This is a genomic window from Gemmiger formicilis, assembly GCF_018784445.1.
Lineage (GTDB): Bacteria > Bacillota > Clostridia > Oscillospirales > Ruminococcaceae > Gemmiger.
In genome coordinates this window covers 85690-111907 of sequence record NZ_WQOH01000014.1, presented here as the reverse complement: position 1 = coordinate 111907, position 26218 = coordinate 85690, and the positions used below count along the sequence as shown (strand labels likewise).

The window sequence follows — 26218 nt, the reverse complement described above, 5'->3', positions numbered from 1 at the left end:
TCTCCTTTCCTGATTATTTTTTGAGTTTCAGATAGATTTTTCCGTAGGGCAGCGGCAGTGGGGCCAGCCGCTTTAAAAAGCCGATTTTCCACCGCGCTTCTGCCAGATCGCGTTTTACGTCCCTGGGGTGGGCCAGGTAGTGGGCGGCGCTCTCGGGGGCGGCCAGCGGATACACACCGCCATCCTCGACAGTCAAATCTCCCAGCAATTTTACCTGTAAAGCAGTCGGGCTTTCCACCAGCTGCAAAAACGGTGCAATGGCCCGTTCCGGCGGGATGGGCCAATCATGCAGCACGCTGTCCCGCCAGGCAACGGCGAAGTTCCGCACGCCCTGTTGGATACCCGCCAGCAGCGGCGCGACAGGCTGGGACGCCGCGACTGCTTCTATTTTGTCCTCTGCCGCCCGATAGCCGAGCGTCGCGCCAACATCCTCAGAAATGAGTCGTTCCAGCATCGGCTGACCTGCCCAGTACAGGCGCGGAGCGGGCTGACCGCCGAACAGGAACACCTCGGTGCGCGTCTCGTCAAAGCGGCTGCGCAGGCGCTCGTCTGCCGAGAGCTGCAAGCCGTGCAGCTGCACGCCCAGCAACCGTTCCAGCAGCAGCTGGGTCGTGCCGCCGCTGCCGATATCCACCAGGATATCCCCCTCCCGCACGCCCATTTGGCGCAGGTAGGCGGTCACGGCCTCGGCGTTTTCCGGGGCGGGCAGTTTTTGCAAAAAGATATCCAGTTCTGCGGTGTTCGGAGCTTTCAAGTCAAATTTTTGTACAGCCAGCTCCGGCGGGCAGACTGCACCGCAGTAGGCGGCGATCTGCGCCCCGGTCAGGCTTTGCCGTGGCAGTGCCGCCCTCACACTGGCATAATCCCCCGCCGCCAAAAACGCCGGGGCCAGGCTGCGGCGGGAGACCCGCAAATATTCGGTTTCTTCGTCCGGGTACAGTGCGGCGTATACTGCGCGCATCAGGTACATATCCCGCGCGAGGAAATAGAGTTTCGCGTCCGGGTGCACGGCACGGCGTTCATGCAGCCAGCGGCAGTAGGCCGTAGCCAGCGGCCCCAGCACCGAAATGCCCAGCGCCTCCCCCGCCGTTTTGCACAGTTGCAGCCGGTTTTGTATAAAGGCATCGAGGTCAGACGCCGGGGCGGGGCCTGTGGGCAGATGCCACGAAGCTATCCCTGCCAGCGCGGCCCCGGCCACATCGGCGCGCCAGCTGTCCCCGATGAAAAGCACCTGCCTGGCGTCCAGTTCCGTCTCGTGCAAAAACTGTTTGAACAGTCTGCCGCTGCGCTTCTGCACACCGTAGGTGCAGGAGGCGAAGCCCCCCGCAAACTGGGTGTAGCCGCAGCGGCGCAGCATGGCGTTGATCTGCGTCTGCGGCAGGTACATATCGGAAATATAATAGAGTTTTTTGCCCTGCTGCGCCAATTTCTGCACAGCGGCCTGCACCGGTGCGTAAGCCGTGCAGGCGGCCAGCTCGGCAGCGCACTCCTGCGCGGTGTCATAACCCGCAAGGCAGGGCCGGGCGTAGATTTCCGCCAGTGTTACTTCCCCGCTTTTGGCGGCGCGGGCTTCGCGCTCGGCCCGGGTGCGGGCGGTATAAAACGCCTCGCCCCGCAGGCGGAAAAGATTCGTCGGCGCGGCAGTGTCACGCTTGATGAGCGTGTCAAACACGTCGAAAGCCACCGCGTCATACCGGGCGGCCATATGGCAGATGTGTTCCGTTAGATTCATGGCAGGTACGGTGTCTGCGGGTGGAACTTGACCCCCGCAGCAAAGCCTTTCCAGATGATTTTGATGCGTTCGGCCCGGCTGCCCTGGCCGTCGCGCAAAACCTGCACGGTGTGCCAGGCATCCTTTGCCAGCAGCCACAGCCAGCCGATGACTCCTTCCCGCCGGTAGAGCACGACATCATTGCGGTAAAAGTAGCGGTATCTGGCCCAACGGGCGGGCACGTCCTTCGCGATATTCACCACGCCGGGGTTCTGCATGGCGTGCACGACCCGACTGGATGGCACGACATAGCAGGGCTTTTCGCGGGAAATGCGGCGGGTGTACTCCCAATCGTCGGACCAGATGAAGAACTCGGCGATGGGCAGGCCGAACTGCCGCACGGTCTCGACGCGCAGAAACAGCGAGACAAAGCTCGCCATCACGGCGGGTATCTCGCCTTTGCCATCACCGAAACCGTCGATATCGCGGTACATCGTCTTGCGCTGGAGGTTCATAGGCTGGTCGGCGCCATCCGGGGCCAGGGCGCGGCCAGACAGCCAGCCGTAGTCTCCACCGTGGGCAGCGTCCGCCGCCAGCAGGGTTTCCAGCGCCGTGGGCGTCGGGAGTGTATCGTCGTCCATGATCCAGACTGCCTTGCAGCCGAGGGCTGCAGCCTCCCGGATGCCGTAGGCAAAGCCGCCCGCACCGCCGAGATTTTTGCCCGGATTACGGCAGACAAGCCCAGGCATATCCAGCGTTTTCAGGTAGTCAGCGGTACCGTCGGTGGAGGCGTTGTCCACCACCAGCACCGTAAAGCCCCGCACGGTCTGGGCGCACAAGGCGGCCAGGCATTGTTGGAGCAGCGCCAGCCGATTGTAGGTCACGACCACAGCCGTGACGGCGTTTGCGTCAATCATCTTTCTTCGGGAAGAATTTGCGCTTGAGGAAGGCGGTGCCCTTGTGCAGCCAGTTCTGGTGCTCCATATAGACGATGTCCAGTTCCTCAAAGCTGATGTTGTTCGTGATAAGCCAGGCATCGAGCAGACGTTCGCTGACAAAGCCAAAGACGCGGCGGTCATTGACCGTGTAGCCGGTCATGTCCAACTCTTTTTCCAGTTCAAACAAGATATCAAACAGCCAGGTGCAGTAGTGCTGCAAAAGCTCCTTTTTCATGACGAACATATTGAAGTGGTGGCCGTGCGTCTTGGACATATACAGATCATACGCGGGCAGATACTCGGGGCATTTGCGCGCAATGATGGCTCGGGTCGTTTCCAGATCCCGCTTATGGTGGGCGTGGATGTACTGGGTGTAGTTTGTCTCGATGAAATAGTGGCGTTCTTTAGGCAGCACCACGTTGGTGGTCGCCAGGATAGAGCACAGTTCCTCGTGACTGATGACGCGGCTTTTCTTGGCGGCAAAGCGGCTCTTGCGGCGGCTGGCAAAATAGCGGCGGTAATGCACAATGCCGATATAGTCGGAATCAATGTTGTGCGCGGCCCAGTACAGGCCGGTCAGCTCACAGAAATTTGCGTTGCGCTCCGAGATATTTTCGCCGGTATCATCGCCGATATAGCCGATGGCCGGATGGATGGCATGGCCCATCTGTACCGGCAGATACATCGGATCATCCGGCACCCAGTACGGTTTATGCGTTGCTACGATAATGGTGGTCTGCAATATAGTCTACCCGCCTTAAAATACTTTCCTATACTTTCTCATATAAGGGTTTTGCTAAACTTATAGTATAGCGTTTTTTTGCAGGAATACAAGTTACAGAATGGTAAAATGCTTACTCGCCCTCGCTGTCGAAGGATTCCTGTTCTTCGGCCAGCTTTTCCCATTCGTCGTAAAGTTCCTGCTGGTGGAAACGGGTGTCGTCCATTTCATCACATTTGTCCCGCAGTAGCAGGTGGTCGCGCAGAACCTCGGGGTCGTTGATTTCGTTTTCCAGCTCAACGATGTGTGCCCCCAGCTCTTCGATCTCTGTTTCCACTTTCTTTAAGCGGGCGCGAACCTCGGCGCGGCGCTTGCGCTGTTCCTTGCCGTAGGCCTGCTTTTTGGCAGTGTCCTCGGTTTTCTGCTGCTCTTGGGTTTTGCCCGCTTCGCGGTTTTGCAGCGCTGCAAAATTCGGGTAAAACGTCGCCTTACCGTCCTCTAAATACATGATGGGGCAGCCCAGCGTCTGCATCAGATAGCGATCGTGGGTGACGAGCAGCAGCGTGCCGGTGTAGGCGGCCAACGCCTGGGTCAGGCTCTCGCGCATGTAGATATCCAGGTGGTTCGTCGGCTCATCCAAAAACATCAGGTTCGGGCGTTCAAGGGCCAGCTCGGCAAAGCGCAGGCGGGCCAGCTCGCCGCCGGAGAGGGACGCGCAGTCCTTAAAGACTTCCTCGCCCCGGTAGCCGAAGCGTGCCAGATGGCTGCGGACTTCCAGCTCGGTGAAGCGGGGGTACTGGTTCCAGATGGCGTCGATGACGCGGCCCGCCCGGCGGGCCTGCTGCTGGGTGAAGATGCCGGGTTTGGCCCCGCTGCCCAAACGCACCATGCCGCCAGAGGGGCGGCGCTTGCCGTCCAACACCTGCAAAAGCGTCGATTTGCCCGCGCCGTTGGGGCCGGCAATGACGAGCTTGTCTCCGCGGTGGACAACGTAATCCAGTGCATCGATGAGAGTGCGCTCGCCGATGTGTACACTCAGGTTTTTCATGATGACCAGCTCGTCATACGGCTCAATGTCGTACTCAAAGCGGAAGTTCAGTTCCCACGCCTCGGCGGTGGGTGCCTCGACGATCTCCAGTTTTTCCAGCTGCTTGCGGCGGCTCTGGGCCATCTTGGTGGTGGAGGCACGGACCAAGTTGCGGTCCACATAGTCCTGCAATTTGGCAGCCTTTTCCACGGCGGCGTCATGCAGTTTTTGCTGGCGCTCGTCAGCGGCTTCGCGCTGGGGCAGGTAGGCTGAGTAGTTTCCGCGGTAGGTCTTGATGCTTTTGCCGCGAAGCTCCCAGATACGGGTGCAGACAGCGTCAAGGAAATAGCGGTCATGGCTGACGACCAGCACCGCACCGCGGTAGGCCTTCAGGTAATTTTCCAGCCACTCCATCGTTTCCAGGTCCAGGTGGTTCGTCGGCTCGTCCAGAATCAGCAGGTCAGGGCGTTCCAGCAGCAGCCGCGCCAGGCGCAAGCGGGTCTGCTCGCCGCCGGAAAGCACGCCCGCGAGCTTCGCCCAGGTGTCAGCGGGAAAGCCCATGCCGTTGAGGACCTTTTTGATTTGGGTGTCCATGTTATAGGCATCCATGGCGTCGATAACAGCGGTGCAGTGGGCAATCTTTTCGGTCAGCTCGGCGTTGTGCGGGTCGGCAGCCAGCTGTTTTTGCAGGGTTTCCATCTGCTGCATCGCGTCCAGCGCCGGAGTGAACACCAGTTTCATCGTGGCGTAGACATCCAGCGCTGGGTCGAGCCGGGCGTTCTGTTCCAGATATCCGGTCGTCACGCCGGTGCCGAAGGCGGCGTCGCCCGCGTCGGGCAGACTCTCGCCGCACAGAATACGCAAAAGCGTCGTTTTGCCGGTGCCGTTTGCACCAATAATGCCGATGCGGTCGCCGCGCTCGACGCCCGCGTTCACATCCCGCAGTACCTCGTGTTCGCCGAAGCTCTTGCCCAGGTTTTGCAGTTCCAACAACATATACGGTACATCCTCAATTCCAAAATGATGCCGCCGCCTTTTGCGGGCAGCGGCAGTGTGCCCCGGTTTTTACAGCAGGGCTTCGTTGCTGTGACGGCGGTTGCGCACGCCCAAGTTTTCCAGTTCCTCCGGCTCCATCACAATGCGATACAGTTCCTCATAGGAACCGACCGTAAATTTCGGCGTGATGCCGGTCTTGTTTTCCACATTCCCGAGGTTGAACCAGCAGGTGTCCACCCCTGCATTCATGCCGCCTTTGATATCGGCCAACAGGTCATCGCCGACCATCAGCACGCGGCTTTTGTTCGTGATGCCCAAATCGCGGAGGGCGTGCTCAAACAGCTTGGCACTGGGCTTGGCCGCGCCTACCTTCTCCGAAATATAAATGCCGTCCATATAGCGGTCAATGCCGGAGGCTGCAATACGGGACTCCTGTACGGCAGCGGCACCGTTGGAGACGATGGCCAGCGTTGCCACCTCGCTGAGTTCTTCCAGCGCGGTCAGGGCACCGGGCAGAAGATCGGCGTGGGTCGCCAACAGTTCTTCATAGCGGTCGTTCATGGCCTTGCCTTTGCCGTTATCCGGCAGCTGCATGGCCTGCATAAAGCGGGAAAAACGAATCTGGAACAGTTTTTGCTTGTTCAGCTGGCCCTTTGCCAGCGAGTCCCACAGCTCACGGTTGACCTTGTGGTAGGTCTCGTAGGCGGCCTCGTCGTGGGGCAGCTCGTACTCGGCCAGCATATCGGTCACAGCCTGGCGCTCGGCGGCGTCAAAGTCCAGCAGCGTATTGTCAATGTCCAGCAGGACACAGGTGTAAATTGCCATTTCTTGTAACCTCTGTCGCGTTTTATTCTGCGTTGGATTCCGACTGGCTCTCAGGCGCAGGGGCCGGTGTGGCGGTCGGCTCCGGCGTGGCGGCAGCCGTGACCGTCAGGATAAAGACGCTCTCGGTGCCGTTGTTGGCGGCGTGGATGCGGTAAGTGCCCGGCTCGTTGGCGGTGAATGTCACCTGGTCGCCGGTGGCTTTCCAGGACGTTTCCTCGCAGCCCCAAACTGTATCACCGCTGCCGTTGGCGACGGTCGCAGTCAGGGTCGTGCTCTGGCCCGCGGTCAGGGTGCTGTTGCCACTGATGTTCACCGTCGCGGCGTCGGCCTCCACAGTCACGGTCAGCTGCGCGGTGGAGAAGGTCCCATTGATCTCGATGCCCGCTTTGAGGGTGTAGGTTCCGGCAGCGTCGGGCGTAAAGGTCAGGCTGCTGCCGTTTTTCTCCATCTCGTCATTGATGGACCACTGCACATTGGTGGCGTCGTAGGCCTTACCGCCCAGCTTGACGGCGGCGTTGACGGTCAGGCTCTCGCCCTTCTTGATCGTCGTGTCGCCCTTGTCCAGCGTCAGTTCGACACGGGCGTCGTTGAACATGGCCTTGACCGAGATGTCCTTCGTCACGTTGTCATAGCGGGTCGCGGTGGTGATGCCGTCGCTCCACTTGTAGAATACAAAGCCATCGGCGGCTACCGCCGTCACGTTGACACTGGTGCCGGAGTCCGCCTGGATCTCCACGCTGGAAACGCCGGTCTGGCCGTTGCCGGTCAGGGTGCCCTTGGCGCTGTCCTCCACCTCATAGCTGGCGGTGAACTTCGTCGGGGTGGCGGTGGGGAGCGGCGTGCTGGCCGCGCCGCTGGTGGACGAGGCGCGCTGTGGGATGTCGCTGGTGTCCGGGCGGCTGTCCATCGTGTTATAGGCGTGGGACTTGGCGTATTCCAGCAGGGCGCGGGCGCCGGAGGCGCTGTACTCATTGGCTTCCATGTAGCTGTTCTCGGCAAAGCCTCGGCTGTTTTTCAGGGTCTCGGCGCTGTTCAGGTATTTGAAGCCCATGTCGCTGCAGGCCACGGCAATGGCCTGGTTGAACTGGTCAATGTAAGTCTGGGTCTCGGCGGCGTTGGCACTGTCCTCGGTGACAGGCGGGATGGACACTGCGATGATATCCGCATAGGAGTAGGCCGAGTGGATGTTCTGCAAGAACTGCTTGTAATCGGCAATGAAGGAATCCACACTGACCGTTCCGTCCACATCGTTGGAGCCCAGCTGCACAAAAACACGGCGGGCTTTCATCTTGGGGATTGCCTGCGGGATCGTGTAGTTGTTGGAGTCTGACGCAAAGTTTACGCAGGCCGTGGACAGCGCCTTGGCGGTTTGCAGCCCCTCCTGCCCCGCAAACTGGTTCAGCGTGATGCGGGCGTCCTTTTGCAGCGTGACAGCATACTGATCGCCCGCAAAGACACTGGCGGTGATATAGGCATCATCCGCCGCAGCCTGGGGCAGTATAGCCTCCAGCGATGTATCCAGCGGGTAGGCGTCCTTATCATAGGCGCTTGCACCGCCGGTAAAAAGGCCCAGCTTGCCGGGCAGTACCCAGGCGACCACAATGCTCAGCACGATAGCCAACGCACACAGCGCCAGCACCACACACGCCTTGCGCTGGGTGGGGCTCATACCTGCTTTTTCCTCATAACGTTCGCGGCTCATAGGGAACGAGTACCTCCTTAGTCTATGGCAAGTGGGAGCCACAAGGCCATATCCCACCTAGTATACATATTAGAGATTATATCATATTTAGCGGGCTTTGAACATCATTTTCAAAAAATTGTCACGTATTACAATTTTATTACAAAGAGAATGCCCGGGATGGTGCATCCCGGGCAAAATTGTGGATTACGAAAGCAGCATACGGTCGTTGGCAAACTCGCCGTCGCTGACCTGCTCAAAGCGCTGCAGCAGGTCGCTGACCTGAAGGTTCTTCTTTTCCTCGCCCTTCACATCGTAGATGACGTGGCCCTCGTACATCATGATCAGGCGGTTGCCGTACTTGATGGCGTCCTTCATGTTGTGGGTGATCATCAGGGTAGTCAGGTGGTTTTCCTCGACGATTTTTTCGGAGAGAGTCAGCACCTTGGCGGCCGTCTTGGGGTCCAGGGCCGCGGTGTGCTCGTCCAGCAACAGGAGCTTTGGCTTTTTCAGCGTTGCCATCAGCAGCGTGACCGCCTGGCGCTGGCCGCCGGAGAGGAGCCCCACCTTGCTGGTCATGCGGTTTTCCAACCCCAAGTCCAGCGTTTTGAGCAGCTCGTAGTATTCGTCGTGCTCTTTCTTTGTGATGCCGGTTTTCAGTGTGCGGGCCAAGCCCCGGCGGGCCGCCAGGGCCAGGTTTTCATCGATCTGCATGGTAGCGGCGGTACCCATCATCGGGTCCTGGAACACGCGGCCAATGTACTTGGCACGCTGGTGCTCCGACAGGCGGGTCACATCCTGCCCATCAATGACGATCTTGCCCATATCTACGGGCCAGACACCGGCCACGGCATTCAGCATCGTGGACTTGCCCGCGCCGTTGCCGCCGATGACCGTGACAAAGTCGCCGTCCTCCAGTGTCAAGTCGAGGCCCTTTAAGGCGACCTTCTCGTTGACAGTGCCCGCGTTGAAGGTCTTGTACACATTTTTAATTTCAAGCATTGTCCTTGCCTCCCTTTTTCACCGGCGTTTTCGTGAAGTATTTGCCTTTCCAGTACGGGATGGTCAGGAAAATAGCCACAACCAGCGCAGTCAGCAGCTTGAGGTCGTCGGTGGACAGACCCATGCGCAGCACGAAGTTCATGACAATGTAGTAGATGATAGCACCGATGACCGCTGCCGTCAGCTTGAGGGCAAAGTTGCGGAAGATTTTGCCGAAGATGACCTCACCGATGATGACAGCTGCCAGACCGATAACGATAGCGCCGCGGCCCATGTTGATATCGGAGAAGCCCTGGTACTGCGCCAGCAGACCGCCAGCCAGCGCGACTAGGCCGTTGGAGACCATCAGGCCCAGCACGATGGTAATGTTCGTGTTGATGCCCTGGGCACGGGCCATATGCTGGTTCGCACCCGTAGCACGCAGCGAGCAGCCAAGCTCGGTGCCGAAGAACCAATACAGCACGCCAATCAGCACCGCGCAGAAGATGACCAGCACCAGAATTGGGTTATTGAGCGCCAGTTTGCGCACATAGCGTGCGGAGACCAGCAGGCTGTATTTGTCCACGCTAATGGGCAGGTTGGCTTTGCCGCCGCCTGTGCCGGTGCCCATGATGCGCAGGTTGACAGAATACAGCGCGAGCTGGGTCAGGATACCGGCCAGAATTGCCGGGATGCCGCAGGCCGTGTGGAACAAGCCGGTGACAAGGCCCGCCAGCATACCGGCCAGCGTGGCCGCCACCAAGGCGACGCCCACCGGCGCGCCGTTCAGGACCAGCACAACGCAGACTGCGCCACCGGTACCGAGGGAGCCGTCCACGGTCAGATCCGCCACATCCAGAATACGATAGGTGATGTAGACGCCGATAGCCATAATGCCCCAGATAAGGCCCTGCGCGACGGCACCGGGCATCGAGTTTATCAGGGAGGTCAGGAAATCCATAAAAACATCCTCATTTCATAAAGCACCAAAACAGCGGGGAAAGAGAGATGTCTCCCCTTCCTCGCTGTTATGATGATTTTTAGTCGCTGTTCCGGTTATCAGCCGATGGCCACGTAGTCGTCCGGCGGCGTGATGCCGAGGGCTTCGCAGTTGGCGGCGTTGTATTTCTTGGTGACGTTGGGGGCGAACTCGACCGGCATGGTGGAGATGTCAGCACCCTCGGCCAGAATCTTAGCGGCCATCTCACCGGTGGCGTAGCCCAGATCGTAGTAGCTGATGGACAGTGTGGCAGCGCCGCAGCCAGAGCAGATGCCTTCCTCACCAGCCACAACAGGAACCTGCGCGGGCAGCACGACATTGGCGATAGCCTCAGTGTTGGAGGCGGCGGTGTTATCGGTGGGGATGTAGATGACATCGGAGTTGTCGGCCGCGCTCTGGGCAACGGAGGTAACGTCGTTCGTGTCGGTGAAGGCGTAGCGGGCGACGGTATAGCCCTCCTCCGTCAGGTAGCCCTCGATGACGTCACACTGGTAGACGGAGTTCGGCTCGGCGCTGCAGTAGAGCAGGCCGACGCTCTTGGCGTCAGGGAACAGCTCTTTGATCATAGCTGCCTGCTGGTCCAGCGGGGCCAGGTCAGAGGTGCCGGAGATGTTGTTGCCGACGGTGCCGGTCCAATCGCTGATATCCAGCGCGGTGGCGTAGTCGGTAACGGAGGTGCCCAGCACCGGGATATCGGCAGTAGCCTGGGCGGCGGCCTGCAGCGGCGCGGTAGCGTTGGCCAGGATCAGGTCAACGCCGTTGGAGACAAAACCGTTCACAATGGTAGCGCAGTTGGCGGAATCGCCGGAGGCGTTCTGCTCATCAAATTTTACATTGCCCTCGCCCAGCTTCTCGACCAAAGCGTCCTTGAAGCCCTGGGTCGCAGCGTCCAGCGCTTCGTGCTGAACCAGCTGGCAGATGCCGACATTGTAAACCTTGCCGTCGGCGGCAGCAGCGCTGTCTGCGGTGCTCTCGGCGGCTTCGGTGGTGGAAGCGGCGTCAGCGGTGGATGCGGCGGTATCCGTAGAAGCGGAAGATCCGCAGGCGGCCAGGCCCATGGTCATGGCGGCTGCCATCATAAGGGAAACTGCTTTTTTCATGTCTATTCCTCCAAATAGTACCCACTGCGCAACCTTTTGTTTCAGGTGTACACTTGCTTCCTCAAACAAGTCCCTCCAGCGCAGCCGGTTTAGTGCTTTAAAGTATAGCACACTTTAGTGGCTTAAAGCAAGAACAAATGCGTATAATACCGCCACGCTTTTTGATGTTTTTTTGTGGATATTGCCAGTTCTTGTTAAAAACGAACATCCCGGCCTCCTGTAAAAGCCGGGATGTTCCCTGTCAATCTGCAAAGCAGGCGTTTTCGGTTTTGGCAATCAGTTCCACAAAGCGCTGGGGGTTGCTGGCGGTGCGCAGGGCCTCCACCAGGTCACGGCGGCCCAGCAGGTTCACGAGCCGCGCCAAAATCTGCAAATGCAGGCTCTCGCTTTTGGGCGGCACGGCAATCATGAACACCAGGTCCACCGGTTGTCCATCGGGCGCACCCCAGTCCACACCGCGGCGCAGAAGCAGTGCCGAGATGCCCGGCGCGGACACACCCGCGTTGCTGGCGTGGGGCAGCGCGATACCGCCGCCGATGGCCGTGGTACCGCCGAAGGTCTCCCGCTGGCTTACCGCGTTATAGTAGGCGTTGCCGTTGGTGATGACGCCGATCCCCTCCTGCAATTCCACCAGAATGCCGAGCGCGTCGGCGGAGTTATCGATTTTGGCGTAGAGCAGCACGCCCTTCGGGTCCATCAGTTCACTGACTTTCATCGTCAAACCCTCTTTGTGATGCGGTTATTCGTCGGTCTTACCGATCAGGCTGTACAGATACTCGCCTACCGCGCCCTCGGCGCAGGTGCAGGTCGTTACATGGTCGGCGGCAGCTTTCACCTCGGCCGGGGCGTTGGCAACGGCCACCGCGTATCCGGCCTCCCGCATGATCTCCAAATCGTTGTAATAGTCGCCGATGACGACGGTGTTCTTCATGGATTTGCTCATCAAGGCGCACAAATCGTGCAGGCCGCTGGCCTTGCTGACGCCGCCGGGCATGATCTCTAAGTAAATGCTGTTGGTGGCAAGGAAGTAGTTGTCTCGGCCATAATACTTTGTCTTTGCGTACTGCCCCAGCTTGCGGATGCTCTCGGGGTCAGAGGCAAACACGACCTTGACCCAGCCGTCGGGTACGCTTTCCACCGGGCAGGCGATGCTGCCCAGGTGCTCGTCCACCTGGTGGGCGTGGGTCACTTCGTTGGCGTGGATGACGTACATTTCGCCGTTGCCCGCCATGACCTCCACGCCCATACGCGGGAATTTCGCCAGGATATCGATGATGGCCGTCGTGGCCTGCTCCCGGTTCAATGTCGAGCGGTGCAGCACCGATTCCGTAGAAAAATCATACAGCAGCGCACCGTTGCAGGAGATAGCCGGCAGCGACAGCTTCAGATTTCCCAGCGCCGCGCGGATGGACTCCGGCGGGCGGCCGGTGGCGACCGTGAACAGCCCACCCATGCCGGTGTACAGCCGGATAACCGCACGGTTGCAGGCCGGGATGCCCTCCTTGGCGGTCAGCAGCGTATTATCCATATCACAGATCACAAGGGTATCGCCGAGGGGTGGTTTCATGCGCGATGTTCCTTTCTTAGCCGTGTTATAAAATCCGCAAAATAGGGCGGCAACGGAGAATCGAACTGCATCCACTCCCCTGTTCTGGGGTGCACAAAGCCCAACTCCTTGGCGTGCAGGCATTGGCCGTTCAACGATTTGATGCAGTTTTTTGGGCCGTAAACGGCATCCCCCGCCAGCGGGTGCCCTGTAGATGCCATATGCACGCGAATCTGGTGCGTGCGGCCGGTTTTGAGCTTGCAGGCAATGTAGGTAAAGTTGCCGTAGCGTTCCAGCACCTGCCAGCCCGTGTAGGCATACTTGGCCCCGACGGCGTTGTCGGCCAGCACGGCCATCTTTTTGCGGTCGCGCGGGTCGCGGCCCAGCCACTTTTCCACAAAGCCCTCATCGTCTTTCAGGTTGCCGTAGGCCACCGCATGGTAGACGCGGTGGATGCTGTGTACGCTCATCTGCTCGCTAAGGGCCTGGTGCGCCGCATCGTTTTTGGCAACGACCAAAAGACCGCTGGTGTCCTTATCGATACGGTGGACGATGCCCGGGCGGATGGCCCCGCCAATGCCGGACAGCTGTCCCGCGCAGTGGTAGAGCAGCGCATTGACCAGCGTGCCGTCCGGGTTGCCGGGAGCCGGGTGAACGACCATACCCTTGGGCTTATTGACGACAAGCAGGTCGTCGTCCTCATAGACGATATCCAGCGGGATATTCTGGGGCCGGGCCTCGATGGGCTGCGGGTCGGGCAGTTCCACAGTGTAGACTGCGCCGGGCACGACCTTTTCTTTCTTGTTGACCGGCGCGGCGCCTTTCGTCACACAGCCCTGCTCAATGAGATTTTGCAGCGCACTGCGGGACAGTGCCGGGCACTGCGCGGCCAACCAGGCATCCAGGCGGCCGGTATCGCCGGCCGCAGCGGTAAATTCAAGCTGCTCCATCATCGTCCGCCTTTTGCTCTGCGGGCTTTTCCTTCTTGCAGGAGTCCAGCAGCACGACCAGCATCAGCAGGCCGACGCCCACGCAGACGCAGATATCCGCAAAGTTGAAGATGGCAAAGTGCATGAACAGCACATTGATGTAATCCACCACAACGCCGTTGAGCACGCGGTCGATGAGGTTGCCCACACCGCCGCCGAGCACCAGCGTCCAGGCAACGCGCTCCCACGCCGTCATTTTGCGGGTGAACAGCATGACGAGCACGACCAGCAGCATGACCGATGTCATACCGATGAGCAAGCCCTGCTTGCCCGCCAGCATTGAGAACGCCATGCCGTCATTCAGACAGTAGCGCAGCTCCACAATGCCGGGCAGCACATTCATCTGGCCCACCGGCAGCAGCGCCGCCGTGGCCCAATGCTTGATAAGCTGGTCAATCACGACCAGCGCGGCCGCCCCCAGCACAGAAAACAAACCGAAAATCATACAACACCTTATCCGAAAAAATCAGCGGTGCTTACCACTATAAGCACCGCTGACGGAGTAAAACTTACTGTTTCAGGACCTTGGCGCAGCGCGGGCACAGACCGTCCTCACCGACGGAAGGCTCATACTTCCAGCAACGCAGGCACTTGTTGCCGGCCGCGTGGGCAGCCGCAACGCCGAGACCTTCGACCAGGCCCTTGACGCCGCCCTCGCCTTCGACGAGGTCAACGTGAGAGACGATGAACAGGTCAGCCAGCTCATCCATCGGGATGGCGTTCAGGAAGTCGTAGACCTCCTTGCTGCAGTACAGCGTCAGGCCGGCTTCCAGCGCGGAACCGATGGTCTTGTCAGCGCGGGCCTGCTCCAGGACCTTCTTGACATCGTCGCGGATGGCCATGATGCGGGCCCACTTGGCTTCAAACGCCTCGTCGGCATCGGCCTTGGCCTCGGGCATCTGCTCAAAGACAACGTAGTCCTTCATGCCGGGCAGCTTCGGGATGTAGCTCCAAATCTCCTGGCTGGTAAAGCAGAGGATCGGGGCCAGCAGTTTCGTGAAGTCGACCAGGATGCGGTACAGCGCGGTCTGGGCACAGCGGCGTGCGTGGTCGTCAGCGCAGTACAGGCGGTCCTTGATGACGTCCATGTAGAAGTTGGACATATCAATGACACAGAAGTTGTACAGCGCATGGTAGGCACGGCTGAAATCGTAATGGTCGTAGGCGTCGCGCAGGTTGGCAGTCAGCTTGTTGCAGGCATCCAGCGCCCAGCGGTCGATTTCAAACAGCTGGTCATCCGCGACCATATCCTTCGCAGGGTCAAAGTCGTTGATGTTGCCCAGCATGAAGCGGGCGGTGTTGCGCATCTTGCGGTACGCCTCGGACAGCTGGCGGAAGATTTCCTTGCCGGCGCGGACATCGACGGTGTAGTCGCTGGATGCGACCCACAGACGGATGATATCAGCACCGTAATCGCGGATAATCTCCGAAGGCTCCATGCCGTTGCCTGCGGACTTGTGCATCTGCTTGCCCTGGGCATCGACGACCCAGCCATGGCACAGAACCTCGCGGTACGGGGCAACGCCCTGGGTGGCAACGCTGGTCAGCAGGCTGGATTGGAACCAGCCGCGGAACTGGTCGGCGCCCTCCATATACATATCGACAGGCCAGTGCAGCTCGGGGCGCTCACGGCAGACAGCACTCCAAGTGGAGCCGGAGTCGAACCAGACGTCCATGATATCGGGGTCTTTCTCCCAATCAGAAGCACCGCACTCGCAGACCTCGGTCTTGGGCATGATGTCGTTGGCATCATACTTGTACCAGGCGTCGCTGCCCTCCTTGCGGAACAGGTCGGAGACAGCCTTGATGGAAGCATCGGTGATGTGGTACTTGCCGCACTTCTTGCAGTAGAATACCGGGATGGGCACGCCCCAGACGCGCTGACGGCTGATGCACCAGTCACTGCGGTCGCGAACCATGCCCGCCATACGGTCATGACCCCAGGCCGGCTGCCAGTGCACGCTGTCGATGGCCTTGTAGACGTCCTCTTTGAAAGCGTCAATGGAGCAGAACCACTGCTCGGTGGCGCGGAAGATGATGGGATGGTGGCAGCGCCAGCAATGCGGGTACTGGTGGGTGATGTGCTGCACGCCCATCAGGTGGCCGCTCTCCTTGATATGCTCAAGGATAACCTTGTTGGCGTCCCAGACCTTCAGACCGGCAAACTTCTCGCCAGCCTCGGCGGTCAGGCGGCCGGCATCGTCCACGGGGACAACGACAGGCACCTGCGGGTAATGGTTGACGCAGACCTCAAAGTCCTCGACACCATGGCCGGGGGCGGTGTGGACACAGCCGGTGCCGCCTTCGAGGGTGACATGGTCGCCCAGGATGACCAGGCCCTTGCGGTCCAGGAACGGATGCTGGTACTGCATGAGTTCCAGCTCGCTGCCGAGAACAGTCTCGGGCAGGACTTCGTACTCGTCGATGTGGCAGCCCTTCATCGTGGACTCGACCAACTCGCGGGCCATGATGTGGTAAGCGTCGCCGATCTTGACGAAGGCGTATTCCAGGTTGGGGTTCAGGCAGGTAGCAACGTTGGCGGGCAGCGTCCAGGTGGTGGTGGTCCAAATGACGATCCATGCCTTGTCCAGCGGGATGTTGTGCTTAGCCAGCACGCCGTTGGGGTCGTCGGTCAGCTTGAAGCGGACGTAGATGGAATCGCACTCGTCCTCGGCGTACTCGATTTCGGCCTCAGCCAGCGCAGTGCGGTCCTCGGGGCACCAGTAGACAGCCTTCATGCCTTTGTAGATGTAGCCTTTCTTCGCCATCTCGCCGAAAATCTCAACCTGGCGGGCCTCAAACTCAGGGCGCAGGGTCAGGTAGGGATTTTCAAAGTCGCCCTGCACGCCCAGGCGCTTGAACTGCTCGTTCATGACGCCGATGTGCTCGGTGGCAAATTCCTTGCAGATCTGGCGCAGCTCCAGTTTGGAGACGCCCGCCTTTTTGTCGCCGAGGGAACTGAGGGCTTTCAGCTCGATGGGCAGGCCGTGGGTGTCGTAGCCGGGCACATACGGTGCCTGGAAGCCGGACATATTCTTATAGCGGATGATGATATCCTTGATGATCTTGTTCAATGCAGTACCCATGTGGATATTGCCGTTGGCATACGGAGGGCCATCGTGCAGGATGTACTGGGGCTTGCCCTCGTTGTTCTTGATCATCTGCTCGTAGACATGGTTCTGCTCCCAGTCCTCCAGCATTTTGGGTTCTTTTTTCGGCAGACCGGCCCGCATTTCAAAGGGGGTCTGCATCTTATGGATGGTGTCGTTGTAGTTCTGCGCCAAAGTTTCCTACTCTCCTCTATTTTGTAGATTCTTTATTTATACCACATCCGGTGTCAGCTGTCAAAGTCAACGCCTTCAAAGTTATCGAACGCCGGGGAGTTCAGCTCCTCCTGCGGTTCGGCACTTGCCTTTTTGCGGGTGGTGCGCTTGGTGGTGGTGCTCGCTTTTCTGCGGCGGGCGGGTTTTGCCTCAGGTTCGTCATACAGGCCCGAAATATCCTGGAAGCGGCTCTCATCAATGGCCGGGGCCTCCGGAATGGGGGTCGGGGCAATTTCTTCGGGCTCCTCCGGGTGCGGGGCAATGGCAAACTCTACGGTGTCCACCTTTTCCCCGGCGGGGGCAGCAGCCTCGGGTGCGGGGGCGGGTTCCTCATAGTAGGCGGTCTCCTGCATCGGGGGCTGTATCGGTTCCGGCGCGGGCTGGGCGGCGGGCGGCGTGTAGGTCGGCTCCACGGCGGGCTGCTCGACCGGGGCGGCCTGTACAGGGGCCGGGGCCGGTTCGGCGGCAGGCTGCATCGGGCGTACCGGCGGATCCTCGGGCTGGGGGGTGTAATCCGGCAGCTTGTTGATGAGGTTGATGTGCTTGCGGTACATCTCGATCAGTGAGCGCTTGAAGCTGTCCGCCTCGCTCTTCAGTGTGACGATCTCTTGTTTGGCCAGCTCCACATCATCGCGGGAGCGCTGCTCGCGATCCTCGGCCTTGATGTTGGCGGTTCGTATGATCTCGGCAGCCTTCTGCTTGGCCTCGCGGATGACATTTTCCCCTAAGCGCTGGGCGTTGATCATCGTCGTGCGCAGGGTGTCTTCCTCGGCACGGTACTGGTCAATGCGCTGGGCCAGTACAACGAGCTTTTTTTGCAGGTCATCATTCTGGGCAGCCAGGTCGTCCATGGCCTGGGCCACCTCTTTCAGATATGCGTCCACATCTTCGCGGCGATAACCTTGGAACGCTTTGTCAAACGTTACGCGGCGGACATCCTCAGAAGAGATCATGACTTTCCTCCTATGCAGGGACGGTGCCCTGTTATTCCCGGCCCGCAGACGGCGGGCAGATCATGCGCTCAGTATTGGTAAAAGGATATGAACAGGCGGTCTTTGCGGCTTTTTCCGCCGATGGCCGCCAGCTTGAAGCGCCCCACGCCCCGCACCGTGAAGATATCCTCGGCGTAGGCGGTCTCGTGGGCAGCTTTCAGCGGCAGGTGGTTGATCTCCACACGGCCCGCAGCTATATATTCTGCCGCGCGGGTGCGGGAGGTATGCATCATCACGGCCAGCACAGCATCCGCACGCAGGGACGGCACGGTAGCCTCCTGCAAGGCGCGTTCCCCGCTTCGCAGCAGATGGGCGGGCAGCGCGTCAACGCATTCGGTGTGCACGGTGCAGTGCCCGGCGCTGGTCAGTTCGGCGTTGATGAACGCCTGCTTGTCCGCCAGGACGACGGCGTAAAACATGTCGCCCCGTTCGGGGTCTGCCAAAAGATCTCCCACACAGGTGCGCTCCAGTCCCAGCCCTAAGATAGAGCCAAGATAATCACGGTGGGTCGGTACTTTATCTCCGTAGGCGGCAAATTGCAGGTAGGCCAGCGGTTCCTCCTGCCAGGCGTCGGGCGGCTCAATGCAGAGCACCTTGCGCTCGGCACCTTCAAACCCGCCCCAAAAGCGGATACAGTCACAGCCCGCCTTGTTGCAGGCAGCCTGCGCTAGGCTCTGCTCCCGGTCGGAGAGAAAGCCTGTATACCGCGGGATGCCGCGGCTTTGGGCCACGCGGCACAGTTCCTCCACACGGCGCATCAGGCGGCGTTCGTCGTCGTTCTGCGGCGGCACAAAGCCGCGCTTGGCAGGCGTGTCCTGGGTATCAGAAAAATACGCCATTGTTCTCCAGCTCGTCGATCAGATCCCCCATGATATCAACGTTGTACGGCGTGATAATGAAGGTGCTGGTGGCAACGCGCTTGATCTGGCCGTTGTTGGCGTAAGCCACACCGGACAGGAAATCGATCAGGCGGCGGGAAACTTCCTTGCCGGTGGATTCCAGGTTCAGCACAACGGTACGCTTGGCGTTGAGCTGATCGGCGATAGTGGAGGCATCCTCAAACCGTTCGGGCTTGACCAGCACAACTTGCAGCTGGGTCGTGGCGTTGATGTTCACGACCTTATTACTGTGCTGTTTGACCTCCTGCTGGGTATATTCCTGCGCACCGCCTTGGCCGCCGGGGAAAACATCATCTTCGGTATCATCTACATAAGAATCAGCGTCGGGGTCGATACCGAGCTTGCTTTTCAAACTGTCAAACATGGACATGGTCGTAAAACTCCTTTGAGATAAGTATGCGCTGTTCACGTCAGCGCGCTATTACAGCGATATACATTAAATATTATCTTCTTTTTAGGCTGTCTTGTCAATACAAAAGGCCGTATTTCCGTTATAATAGTTTGCCGTCCTGCAAATTTGTACCCTGCACGATGATCTCATCGTAGAGCCGCACTTCGTTGTCGGTGCCGATCTTGCCGTTTTCCGGGATGAGGATGTAGCTGTCGTTCTCATACAGCGTCGTGATTTTCAAAAATCTTTGCAGGTTGCCGTACTTGACATAGACGCCGCGCTGGCCGTCCACGATGTGCAGGGCCTCTTTGTCGATGCGGATGCCCTCGTAGGTTTTCAGGTCGATCTGCGCGGTCTCCTGACCAAAGCTCAGCACCTCGGCGTTGATGGTCTGGCATTGCAGCACGATTTTGGCGATGCCGTTGTCTTTGTCCGGTGCCACCTCTTCCACCGTGGCAGAAAGCGGGGTGTTCTGCTTGCCGGGCACGCTGATTTTGACGCTGGAAATATTGTCGAACCGCGCGGCGGTATCCAGGTCGCAGACGGCATAAAATTTCCAGGAAAAGCCGGTGGTGATCTGCCCGGCGCGGTCGGTGGCGGCCGCCGGGAAGCCGTCCGCCAGCATCTTTTGCAGAGTGGCCGGGTCAGCGTCGTCCAGTGCCTGGCGATCCGCCGCGATGGCGGGCGACGCCGCTGTGCTGCTGAAGTAGCCGTTCGTCGTGGCCGTGATAGTCTGCAAAGCGTCGAGCTGCGCCTTGATGCTGTCATATTCAACCTGCAAAGCCGCGATGGTATCTGCAAAGCCCGCCGTCTGGCCGGTGCTGACCTGCAGACGGTTCTGCGCCAGCAGGAAGGTATCCTCGGCGTCGGTAATGCCGCTGTACTGAGCCGTGTTGATCTTATCCAGCAGGTTGTACAGCGCCTGTTTTGTCTGGTTCGTCAGCACCGACAGATCACTGCCGGTGGAGTTCTGGGACTTTGTCAGCAGCGTGATGGTGCGCTCGAGCCGGTCAAGCCGCTCGCGCTGCAATCCCTGGGAATCATCGGTGTACACTTCGGCCACGGTGGTTCCGTTTGTGACGCGCTCACCGTCCTGGACAAGGTAGCCAAGGTCGCCGCTGCCTGCCACATCCACCGAGTCAAACGCCACAACGCCGTCGAGGGTAATGCTCTCGGCCAACGTGTACTTGATGGCAGTCTCTGTTTTGTAGGAGCGGCGAAAAATAACGAAACACTGTACAATAATGTAGACAGAAACCAGTGCCAGTGCCAGCAACCCGACCACATGAAAAATTTTCTTTGCCGCTGTGCGGTTCGGCTGTTTTTCCACTGCGCACTCCCCTTTCTGTCAGTTTTGCAAAAATTCACGCACCAGCGAACAGGCGCGGTCGATGACGTTTTCTTCATCAATATAAAGCCAGACCGCGTCGTTCTGGCGGCGGAACCAGGTCAGCTGCCGCTTGGCGTAGTTGCGGGTGGCCTGCTTGAGTTTTTCGGTGCATTCCTCCAAGGGCGCCGTGCCTTCAAAATACGGAAAAAGCTCCTTGTAGCCGATGGCCTGGGCCGCCGTGCGGTAGCTCTCGCGATGGTCATAGACCTGTTTTGCCTCGTCCAACACGCCGTTTTTCACCATCAAGTCCACCCTGCGGCCGATGCGGTCATAGAGCGCCGCGCGGTCGCGGCAGGTCAGGCAAAGGCAGAGCGAACGGTACGGTGGCTCAGTAGCCCGGGCGCTGATGCGCTCCACACTCATTTTGCGGCCTGTGGCTTCGTACAATTCCAGCGCACGGATGACGCGGGGTAGGTTGTTTGGGTGGACCTGCGCGGCGTAATCGGGATCAATGCTTTGCAGTTGGGCGTACAGCGCTGCGCCGCCCTCGGCGTCGGCCCGGGCTTGCAGGCGGGCGCGGATAGCCGGGTCGATTTTTTCCGGGGCAAAGTTCATGCCGTTCAAAAGGCTGGTGATATAGAGTCCTGTGCCCCCTACAACGACGGGCAGCTTGCCGCGTGCCGTGAGTTTCCGAATCAACGGATCGGCGGCGGCGGTGAAATCTGCCACGCTGTACGGCATTTCCGGCTCTAAAAAGTCCAGCAGGTAGTGTGGTATCCCCTGCTGCTCTTCCGCGCTCGGTTTTGCCGTTCCTACGTCAAGATTTTTATAAATCTGCATAGAGTCCGCGTTGATGATCTCACCGTCGAACGCCTTTGCCAGCGCGACGGAAAGCGTGGTCTTGCCGCTGGCCGTGGGGCCGCCGACCGCGACAACGCGGGGTTTAGACAAGTCGGCCAAACTGCTTTTCCAGCTCCTTCCGGGTGATTTTCAGCACGCAGGGCCGCCCATGGGGGCAGAACGGCGGAACCGTGCCATCCATGATGTGCTGGGCCAGCGCCAGCATTTCGGCAGCGTTCGTGTGGTCGCCCGCCTTGATGGCGGCGCGGCAGGCGATGGAATGCAACACCCACTCGGTCTTTTCCCGCAAAGCGTCGCGGCCGCCGTCGATCAGCTTCGCCGCGACTTCCACGATCATATCCTCCACATCGTCCACCGGCACATCGGCGGGCACAGCGCGGACAACGACGGTGGAACCGCCGAAATCCTCCGCCTCGATGCCCGCGTCGGTCAACAGGTCGATATTCTGCAAAACCGCCTGCTTTTCGGCGGCGGTCAGATTGACCTGCACCGGCACCAGCAGCATCTGGGACGGCACGTTGCCGTAATCCTTCGCCAGCTGCTCAAACAAAATGCGTTCGTGGGCGGCGTGCTTGTCGATGAGGCACAGCTCACCGCCGCGCTCGGTAATAATGTAGGTCTTGAACACCTCGCCCACCAGGCGCAGCGGTTCGCTTGCGGGCGGCGGGGTCAGCGTCGTCTGCTCGGGTCGGGTGTTGACCATATCAGGCAGGGCGCTCAGTGCGTGGGGGTCGTTCTGGACGTAATCGTTTTCCGGTTCGGGCTGTGCGGGCGCAGCGGCAGCGCTCTCGTCCGGCTCGTCGGGCAGGATGTCCAGCACAGCGTCGTCGGTGTTCACCGGCGGCATCGGCTGGGGCGTCGGCAGCGTCACCGGCTCCATGGGCGTGACCGGGGTCACAGCGGCGGGCGTCAGCGGCTTCGGCGCGGAGCCTGCATTGTAGGCGGGCTTCGGGGATTGTGCTTCCAATACACCGGGCAGCGGCCTTGCGGGCACCGGGGCCGTCAGGCCGTTCAGTGCGCGGCACTCGACGGAGGAAAGCGTCGTAAAACCGCCCTTTTTGGGCATCGTCACGGCGGGCTTGGCCGCGGGCTTCGGGGGCTCGGCAGGCTTCATTTCGGTCTGCCCAACTTTAGGGGCGGTGTGGCCCATCTCAAAGCGGCATTCCCCGCTGCCCGGCGTTGCCAGTGCGGCACGCACTGCGCGGTAAACGGCGTCAAACACATCGCTCTCCCGCGCAAAACGTATCTCTGTCTTGGCCGGGTGGACGTTGACATCCACCATGTCCGGCGGCAGTTCCAACATGAGCACTGCGCCCGGGAACTTGCCCTGCATCATCGTACCCTTGTAGGCATTTTCCAGCGCTGCCATCATTGTTCGGTTTTTGACATAGCGGCCATTCACAAAGAAATGCTGCGCCCCGCGGCTGGCACGGCAGGCACGCGGCGGCGTGACCAGGCCGGTGACGTGGTACAGCTCGCTGCCGCCGTCCACCGGCAGCAGGTCGCGGGCAAACTCGCGGCCTAAGACCGCGTAGACAGCACTGCGCAGGTCGCCGTCGCCGGGGGTGACATACTGCTGCTTGCCGTCGCGCAGAAAGCGGAAGCTGATCTCCGGGTGGGACAGCGCTGCGTGCAGCACCGTCTCGGCCACGAAGGTGCCTTCGCTGGCGTCCTTTTTCAAGAACTTCATACGGGCGGGGGTGTTGTAAAACAGGTCGTTGACCGTGATGGTCGTGCCCACCGGGCGAGCGCCCGGCTCCATGCCCTGGGGCTCGCCGCCCTCGATGCGGTAGCAGCAGGCATACTCGTCGGCTTCAGTCTTGGTCAGCACCTCGACCTTGGCAACGCTGGCAATCGACGCCAGCGCCTCGCCGCGGAAGCCCAGGGTGTGGATGTGCCCGAGGTCGTCCGCCGTAGCAATCTTGCTGGTAGCATGGCGGATAAACGCCTTATCGATATATTCCGCCTCGATACCCGAGCCATTGTCCACGATTTGCAGCTGCTGGATGCCGCCGCGCGTTGCAGACAGCGTGATCTGCGTTGCACCCGCGTCGATAGCATTTTCCAAAAGTTCCTTTGCCACGGAGGCCGGCCGCTCTACGACCTCGCCTGCCGCGATCAATTCAGCGGTATGCTTGTCCAGCACACGAATTTCCGCCATGGGTCTCACCTGCCTTTAGTCTTTGTCCAAGGTATTTTTCAGTTCGTACAAAAAGTTCAGCGCTTCCAGCGGGGTCAGCGTCTCGATATCGACGGTGTGCAGCTTTTCCACCACCTCGCTGGGGACGCTGGGGTTGTTGTAGGCTTCGACGGTGTCAAAGTCAAGCTGCATCGTGCTGTTGCGGCCTGGGGCGTTGGCCTCAAGCTGGCGCAGCACGGCGTGGGCGCGTTTGGTCACGCTGCCTGGCAGGCCCGCGAGTTTGGCGACCTCGATGCCGTAGCTGTCATCCGCCGGGCCTGCAACGATGCGGCGCAAAAACGTGATATCCTCACCGCGCTTTTTGACGGCGATGTTGTAGTTTTTGACGCCGTGGATATCCTGTTCCATACTGGTCAGCTCGTGGTAATGGGTGGCGAACAGCGTCTTGCAGCCGATGTTCTCACAGATAAATTCTACCACGCTGCGGGCAATACTCATGCCGTCAAACGTCGAAGTGCCGCGGCCGATCTCATCGAGAATGACCAGGCTGTCCTTCGTCGCATTTTTGAGGATCTCCGCTACCTCGGTCATTTCGACCATGAAGGTCGACTGCCCGGCAGCTAAATCGTCCGACGCGCCGACGCGGGTAAAAATCGCATCCACTACGCCGATGTGGGCGCTGGCAGCGGGTACAAAGCTGCCGATTTGCGCCATCAGGGCAATCAGCGCATTCTGGCGCATATAAGTAGATTTACCGGCCATGTTCGGGCCGGTGATGAGCAGCATTCGGTTCTCGTCCTCATCCAAGAGCGTGTCGTTCGGCACGAACAGGCTGCCTTTGAGCATCTGCTCAATGACCGGGTGGCGGCCCTCTTTAATCTCCATGATGCCGCTCTCATCGACGGTGGGCATGACGTAGTTGTTCTGGAGTGCGGCCTCGGCAAAGCCTGCCAGCACATCCAGCTGCGCCACGGCGGACGCCGTGCGCTGGATGCGGACGATCTCGGCAGAAATCGACGAGAGCAAGTCAGCGAACAGCTGATGTTCGAGGACGAGCAGCCGCTCATTCGCGCCGAGGATCTTATTTTCCAGCTCTTTCAGTTCGGGCGTGATGTAGCGTTCACCCGTCGTCAGCGTCTGCTTGCGGGTAAAAGTATCAGGTACGGAGTCCGTGTAAGAGCGGCTGACCTCGATGTAATAGCCAAACACCTTGTTGAAGCCGATTTTCAGCTTCGGGATGCCGGTTTCCTCGCGGTAGCGGGCTTCAAGGTTTGAGAGATACCCCTTGCCGCCGTGCATGATGTCCCGCAGCTCGTCGACCTCGCTGTTGTAGCCCGCGCGGATGGCACCGCCGTCCTTCATGTTGGCGGGTGGGTCGTCCACAAGGGCAGTCTGGATATTCTGCAAAACATCTTCCAGCAGGTCAATTTGTTCGGACAGATCGGTCAGCAGCGGTGCGCCGCAGGCGGCGGCCTGGGTCTTGACCTGGGGCAGCATAGCGCAGGTATCCCCCAGTGCCTTGACCTCGCGCGGGGTGGCCGAGCCGTACAAAATGCGGGTAGTCAGGCGTTCGATGTCAAACACATGACCGAGAGCTTCTTTCAAATCAGCGCGGGCGATGCTGGCGGAATAGAGTGCCTGCACGGCGGTAAGCCGTGCGTTGATGGCGTCGGCATCCACCAGCGGCTGCTCGATCCAGGAGCGCAGAAGGCGCTTGCCCATCGAAGTCTCGGTCTTGTCCAGCACCCACAGCAGCGTGCCGCGCTTTTCGCGGCCGCGCATCGTCTCGGTCAGTTCCAAATTGGCGCGGGTCACAGGCGACAGGCGCATATACTGTGCGTCGGCATAGTTCTGCACGGTCTTAATGCGCTCGACGCCGTGCTTCTGCGTCTCGTGCAGATAGTTGAGCAGGGCAGCCACGGCGTAAGGCACGAGGGCGTCTTTCTCATAGCCCAGCGTCTCCCGCCAGTTCGCGCCGAACTGATCCGCCATCGTGGATTCCATGACGGTGTCCTTGAAGCAGGCATCTTCCCGCAGTTCAACAAGGGCGTTCGTGTGCTGCTTGATGTAGGTCGTCACGTCTTTGAAGTCGAGCATCGGCGGGCAAATCAGAATTTCGCTGGGCATGTAGCGGCACAGCTCGGTGATGATGGCCCCGCCGATTTTTTCAGCGTTCAGCTCGGTAGCGTAGGCTTCGCCGGTGGAGATATCGGCAAAACAGACGCCTGCACGCCAGCGGCCCCGGGTGCGCTTGCAGAAAATGCTCGCCAGATAGTTGTTTTTGTCCTCGCGGAGCATACTGCTCTCGATGACGGTGCCGGGGGTGACAACGCGGATGATATCACGCTTGACAAGGCCCTTGGCCAGGGCCGGGTCCTCGATCTGCTCACAGATGGCGACCTTGTAGCCTTTGGCCACCAGGCGTGCCATGTAGGTTTCGTAGGAGTGGAACGGCACGCCGCACATGGGGGCGCGTTCTTCCCTGCCGCAGTTTTTGCCTGTCAGCGTCAGTTCCAGTTCGCGGGAGGCCGTCAGCGCGTCGTCGTAGAACATCTCGTAAAAATCACCGACGCGGTAGAACAATATCTCGTTGGGATGCTGTTTTTTGATTTCAAAATACTGCTGCATCATGGGCGATACTGCTTGTTCGGCCATGTTTCACACTCCTGTTTTGTCTGGTTGATACGTTGCTTTGTAGGGGCGGGCATTGCCCGCCCGCGGGCCGTTTGCCCGGGCTATGAGCGGCAGCGGGAAGTGACGGGCGAGC

The 26218-nt window shown here is 59.8% G+C and carries 21 protein-coding genes; all 21 read right to left on the bottom strand.

From position 1 onward, the window contains the following. Positions 1 to 13: 13 nt before the first annotated feature. The 21 genes from GPK89_RS05480 to mutS all read right to left on the bottom strand — a co-directional run bounded on the left by GPK89_RS05480 (position 14) and on the right by mutS (position 26106). A complete protein-coding gene (locus GPK89_RS05480) occupies positions 14 to 1732 on the bottom strand; it encodes an HAD family hydrolase (RefSeq protein WP_215691925.1) in 1719 nt (572 codons plus the stop codon). Then, complete coding sequence (locus tag GPK89_RS05475; RefSeq protein ID WP_215691924.1) at positions 1729 to 2628, bottom strand: glycosyltransferase family 2 protein; 900 nt, start codon at positions 2626 to 2628, stop codon at positions 1729 to 1731. The genes GPK89_RS05480 and GPK89_RS05475 overlap by 4 nt, the downstream gene beginning before the upstream one ends. Then, positions 2621 to 3391 carry a DUF4422 domain-containing protein gene (locus GPK89_RS05470; RefSeq protein ID WP_215691923.1) on the bottom strand — a complete coding sequence of 257 codons (771 nt, stop codon included), beginning with the start codon at positions 3389 to 3391 and terminating at the stop codon, positions 2621 to 2623. The genes GPK89_RS05475 and GPK89_RS05470 overlap by 8 nt, the downstream gene beginning before the upstream one ends. Positions 3392 to 3503: 112 nt before the next feature. Next, complete coding sequence (locus GPK89_RS05465) at positions 3504 to 5393, bottom strand: ABC-F family ATP-binding cassette domain-containing protein (RefSeq protein ID WP_215691922.1); 1890 nt, start codon at positions 5391 to 5393, stop codon at positions 3504 to 3506. A gap of 69 nt (positions 5394 to 5462) precedes the next feature. Continuing rightward, complete coding sequence (locus GPK89_RS05460; RefSeq protein ID WP_215691921.1) at positions 5463 to 6218, bottom strand: YjjG family noncanonical pyrimidine nucleotidase; 756 nt, start codon at positions 6216 to 6218, stop codon at positions 5463 to 5465. A gap of 22 nt (positions 6219 to 6240) precedes the next feature. After that, entirely contained in the window at positions 6241 to 7920 is a 1680-nt protein-coding gene (locus tag GPK89_RS05455; RefSeq protein ID WP_215691920.1) for a GDSL-type esterase/lipase family protein, read from the bottom strand. A gap of 186 nt (positions 7921 to 8106) precedes the next feature. Further along, on the bottom strand, positions 8107 to 8901 hold the full coding sequence (locus GPK89_RS05450; protein WP_215691919.1) for an ABC transporter ATP-binding protein: 795 nt from the start codon (positions 8899 to 8901) through the stop codon (positions 8107 to 8109). Beyond that, positions 8894 to 9841, bottom strand: a complete 948-nt coding sequence (locus GPK89_RS05445; RefSeq protein WP_215691918.1) for an ABC transporter permease — start codon at positions 9839 to 9841, stop codon at positions 8894 to 8896. The genes GPK89_RS05450 and GPK89_RS05445 overlap by 8 nt, the downstream gene beginning before the upstream one ends. Positions 9842 to 9939: 98 nt before the next feature. Continuing rightward, complete coding sequence (locus tag GPK89_RS05440) at positions 9940 to 10980, bottom strand: ABC transporter substrate-binding protein (RefSeq protein ID WP_215691917.1); 1041 nt, start codon at positions 10978 to 10980, stop codon at positions 9940 to 9942. Between the two features lie 241 nt (positions 10981 to 11221). Continuing rightward, positions 11222 to 11695 carry a PTS sugar transporter subunit IIA gene (locus tag GPK89_RS05435; RefSeq protein WP_215691916.1) on the bottom strand — a complete coding sequence of 158 codons (474 nt, stop codon included), beginning with the start codon at positions 11693 to 11695 and terminating at the stop codon, positions 11222 to 11224. 24 nt (positions 11696 to 11719) lie between these two features. Then, the gene (locus tag GPK89_RS05430; protein WP_215691915.1) at positions 11720 to 12547 is read right to left on the bottom strand and encodes an HAD family hydrolase; all 828 of its coding nucleotides are present in this window, start codon (positions 12545 to 12547) and stop codon (positions 11720 to 11722) included. After that, the gene (locus GPK89_RS05425) at positions 12544 to 13476 is read right to left on the bottom strand and encodes an RluA family pseudouridine synthase (protein WP_215692142.1); all 933 of its coding nucleotides are present in this window, start codon (positions 13474 to 13476) and stop codon (positions 12544 to 12546) included. Before GPK89_RS05425 ends, GPK89_RS05430 begins: the two co-directional genes overlap by 4 nt. Beyond that, positions 13463 to 13960, bottom strand: a complete 498-nt coding sequence (lspA, locus tag GPK89_RS05420) for a signal peptidase II (RefSeq protein WP_215691914.1) — start codon at positions 13958 to 13960, stop codon at positions 13463 to 13465. The genes GPK89_RS05425 and lspA overlap by 14 nt, the downstream gene beginning before the upstream one ends. 64 nt (positions 13961 to 14024) lie before the next feature. After that, on the bottom strand, positions 14025 to 16799 hold the full coding sequence (gene ileS / locus GPK89_RS05415; RefSeq protein ID WP_275951424.1) for an isoleucine--tRNA ligase: 2775 nt from the start codon (positions 16797 to 16799) through the stop codon (positions 14025 to 14027). A gap of 53 nt (positions 16800 to 16852) precedes the next feature. Continuing rightward, entirely contained in the window at positions 16853 to 17791 is a 939-nt protein-coding gene (locus GPK89_RS05410; protein ID WP_215691913.1) for a DivIVA domain-containing protein, read from the bottom strand. 68 nt (positions 17792 to 17859) lie between these two features. Next, on the bottom strand, positions 17860 to 18669 hold the full coding sequence (locus GPK89_RS05405; RefSeq protein ID WP_215691912.1) for a YlmH/Sll1252 family protein: 810 nt from the start codon (positions 18667 to 18669) through the stop codon (positions 17860 to 17862). Further along, a complete protein-coding gene (locus GPK89_RS05400) occupies positions 18653 to 19099 on the bottom strand; it encodes a cell division protein SepF (RefSeq protein ID WP_215691911.1) in 447 nt (148 codons plus the stop codon). The genes GPK89_RS05405 and GPK89_RS05400 overlap by 17 nt, the downstream gene beginning before the upstream one ends. Positions 19100 to 19220: 121 nt before the next feature. Further along, positions 19221 to 20450, bottom strand: a complete 1230-nt coding sequence (locus GPK89_RS05395; protein WP_215691910.1) for an HlyD family efflux transporter periplasmic adaptor subunit — start codon at positions 20448 to 20450, stop codon at positions 19221 to 19223. Between the two features lie 18 nt (positions 20451 to 20468). After that, positions 20469 to 21401 (bottom strand): tRNA (adenosine(37)-N6)-dimethylallyltransferase MiaA, encoded by a 933-nt coding sequence (gene miaA, locus GPK89_RS05390; protein WP_252261497.1) that lies wholly within the window; start codon positions 21399 to 21401, stop codon positions 20469 to 20471. Then, positions 21394 to 23472, bottom strand: coding sequence for a DNA mismatch repair endonuclease MutL (gene mutL / locus GPK89_RS05385; RefSeq protein ID WP_215691908.1), 2079 nt, complete (start codon positions 23470 to 23472; stop codon positions 21394 to 21396). The genes miaA and mutL overlap by 8 nt, the downstream gene beginning before the upstream one ends. A gap of 15 nt (positions 23473 to 23487) precedes the next feature. After that, positions 23488 to 26106 carry a DNA mismatch repair protein MutS gene (gene mutS / locus GPK89_RS05380; protein WP_215691907.1) on the bottom strand — a complete coding sequence of 873 codons (2619 nt, stop codon included), beginning with the start codon at positions 26104 to 26106 and terminating at the stop codon, positions 23488 to 23490. Between the last annotated feature and the right edge of the window lie 112 nt (positions 26107 to 26218).

Bases quoted from the DNA above. Each gene is read 5' to 3' on its own strand.
- GPK89_RS05425 (WP_215692142.1), bottom strand. From the start codon at position 13,476: ATGGAGCAGCTTGAATTTACCGCTGCGGCCGGCGATACCGGCCGCCTG.
- lspA (WP_215691914.1), bottom strand. From the start codon at position 13,960: ATGATTTTCGGTTTGTTTTCTGTGCTGGGGGCGGCCGCGCTGGTCGTG.
- GPK89_RS05460 (WP_215691921.1), bottom strand. From the start codon at position 6,218: ATGGCAATTTACACCTGTGTCCTGCTGGACATTGACAATACGCTGCTG.
- GPK89_RS05465 (WP_215691922.1), bottom strand. From the start codon at position 5,393: ATGTTGTTGGAACTGCAAAACCTGGGCAAGAGCTTCGGCGAACACGAG.
- GPK89_RS05455 (WP_215691920.1), bottom strand. From the start codon at position 7,920: ATGAGCCGCGAACGTTATGAGGAAAAAGCAGGTATGAGCCCCACCCAG.
- mutL (WP_215691908.1), bottom strand. From the start codon at position 23,472: ATGGCGGAAATTCGTGTGCTGGACAAGCATACCGCTGAATTGATCGCG.
- mutS (WP_215691907.1), bottom strand. From the start codon at position 26,106: ATGGCCGAACAAGCAGTATCGCCCATGATGCAGCAGTATTTTGAAATC.
- GPK89_RS05405 (WP_215691912.1), bottom strand. From the start codon at position 18,669: ATGGCGTATTTTTCTGATACCCAGGACACGCCTGCCAAGCGCGGCTTT.
- GPK89_RS05445 (WP_215691918.1), bottom strand. From the start codon at position 9,841: ATGGATTTCCTGACCTCCCTGATAAACTCGATGCCCGGTGCCGTCGCG.
- GPK89_RS05430 (WP_215691915.1), bottom strand. From the start codon at position 12,547: ATGAAACCACCCCTCGGCGATACCCTTGTGATCTGTGATATGGATAAT.
- GPK89_RS05435 (WP_215691916.1), bottom strand. From the start codon at position 11,695: ATGAAAGTCAGTGAACTGATGGACCCGAAGGGCGTGCTGCTCTACGCC.
- GPK89_RS05440 (WP_215691917.1), bottom strand. From the start codon at position 10,980: ATGAAAAAAGCAGTTTCCCTTATGATGGCAGCCGCCATGACCATGGGC.
- GPK89_RS05400 (WP_215691911.1), bottom strand. From the start codon at position 19,099: ATGTCCATGTTTGACAGTTTGAAAAGCAAGCTCGGTATCGACCCCGAC.
- GPK89_RS05450 (WP_215691919.1), bottom strand. From the start codon at position 8,901: ATGCTTGAAATTAAAAATGTGTACAAGACCTTCAACGCGGGCACTGTC.
- GPK89_RS05480 (WP_215691925.1), bottom strand. From the start codon at position 1,732: ATGAATCTAACGGAACACATCTGCCATATGGCCGCCCGGTATGACGCG.
- GPK89_RS05475 (WP_215691924.1), bottom strand. From the start codon at position 2,628: ATGATTGACGCAAACGCCGTCACGGCTGTGGTCGTGACCTACAATCGG.
- GPK89_RS05410 (WP_215691913.1), bottom strand. From the start codon at position 17,791: ATGATCTCTTCTGAGGATGTCCGCCGCGTAACGTTTGACAAAGCGTTC.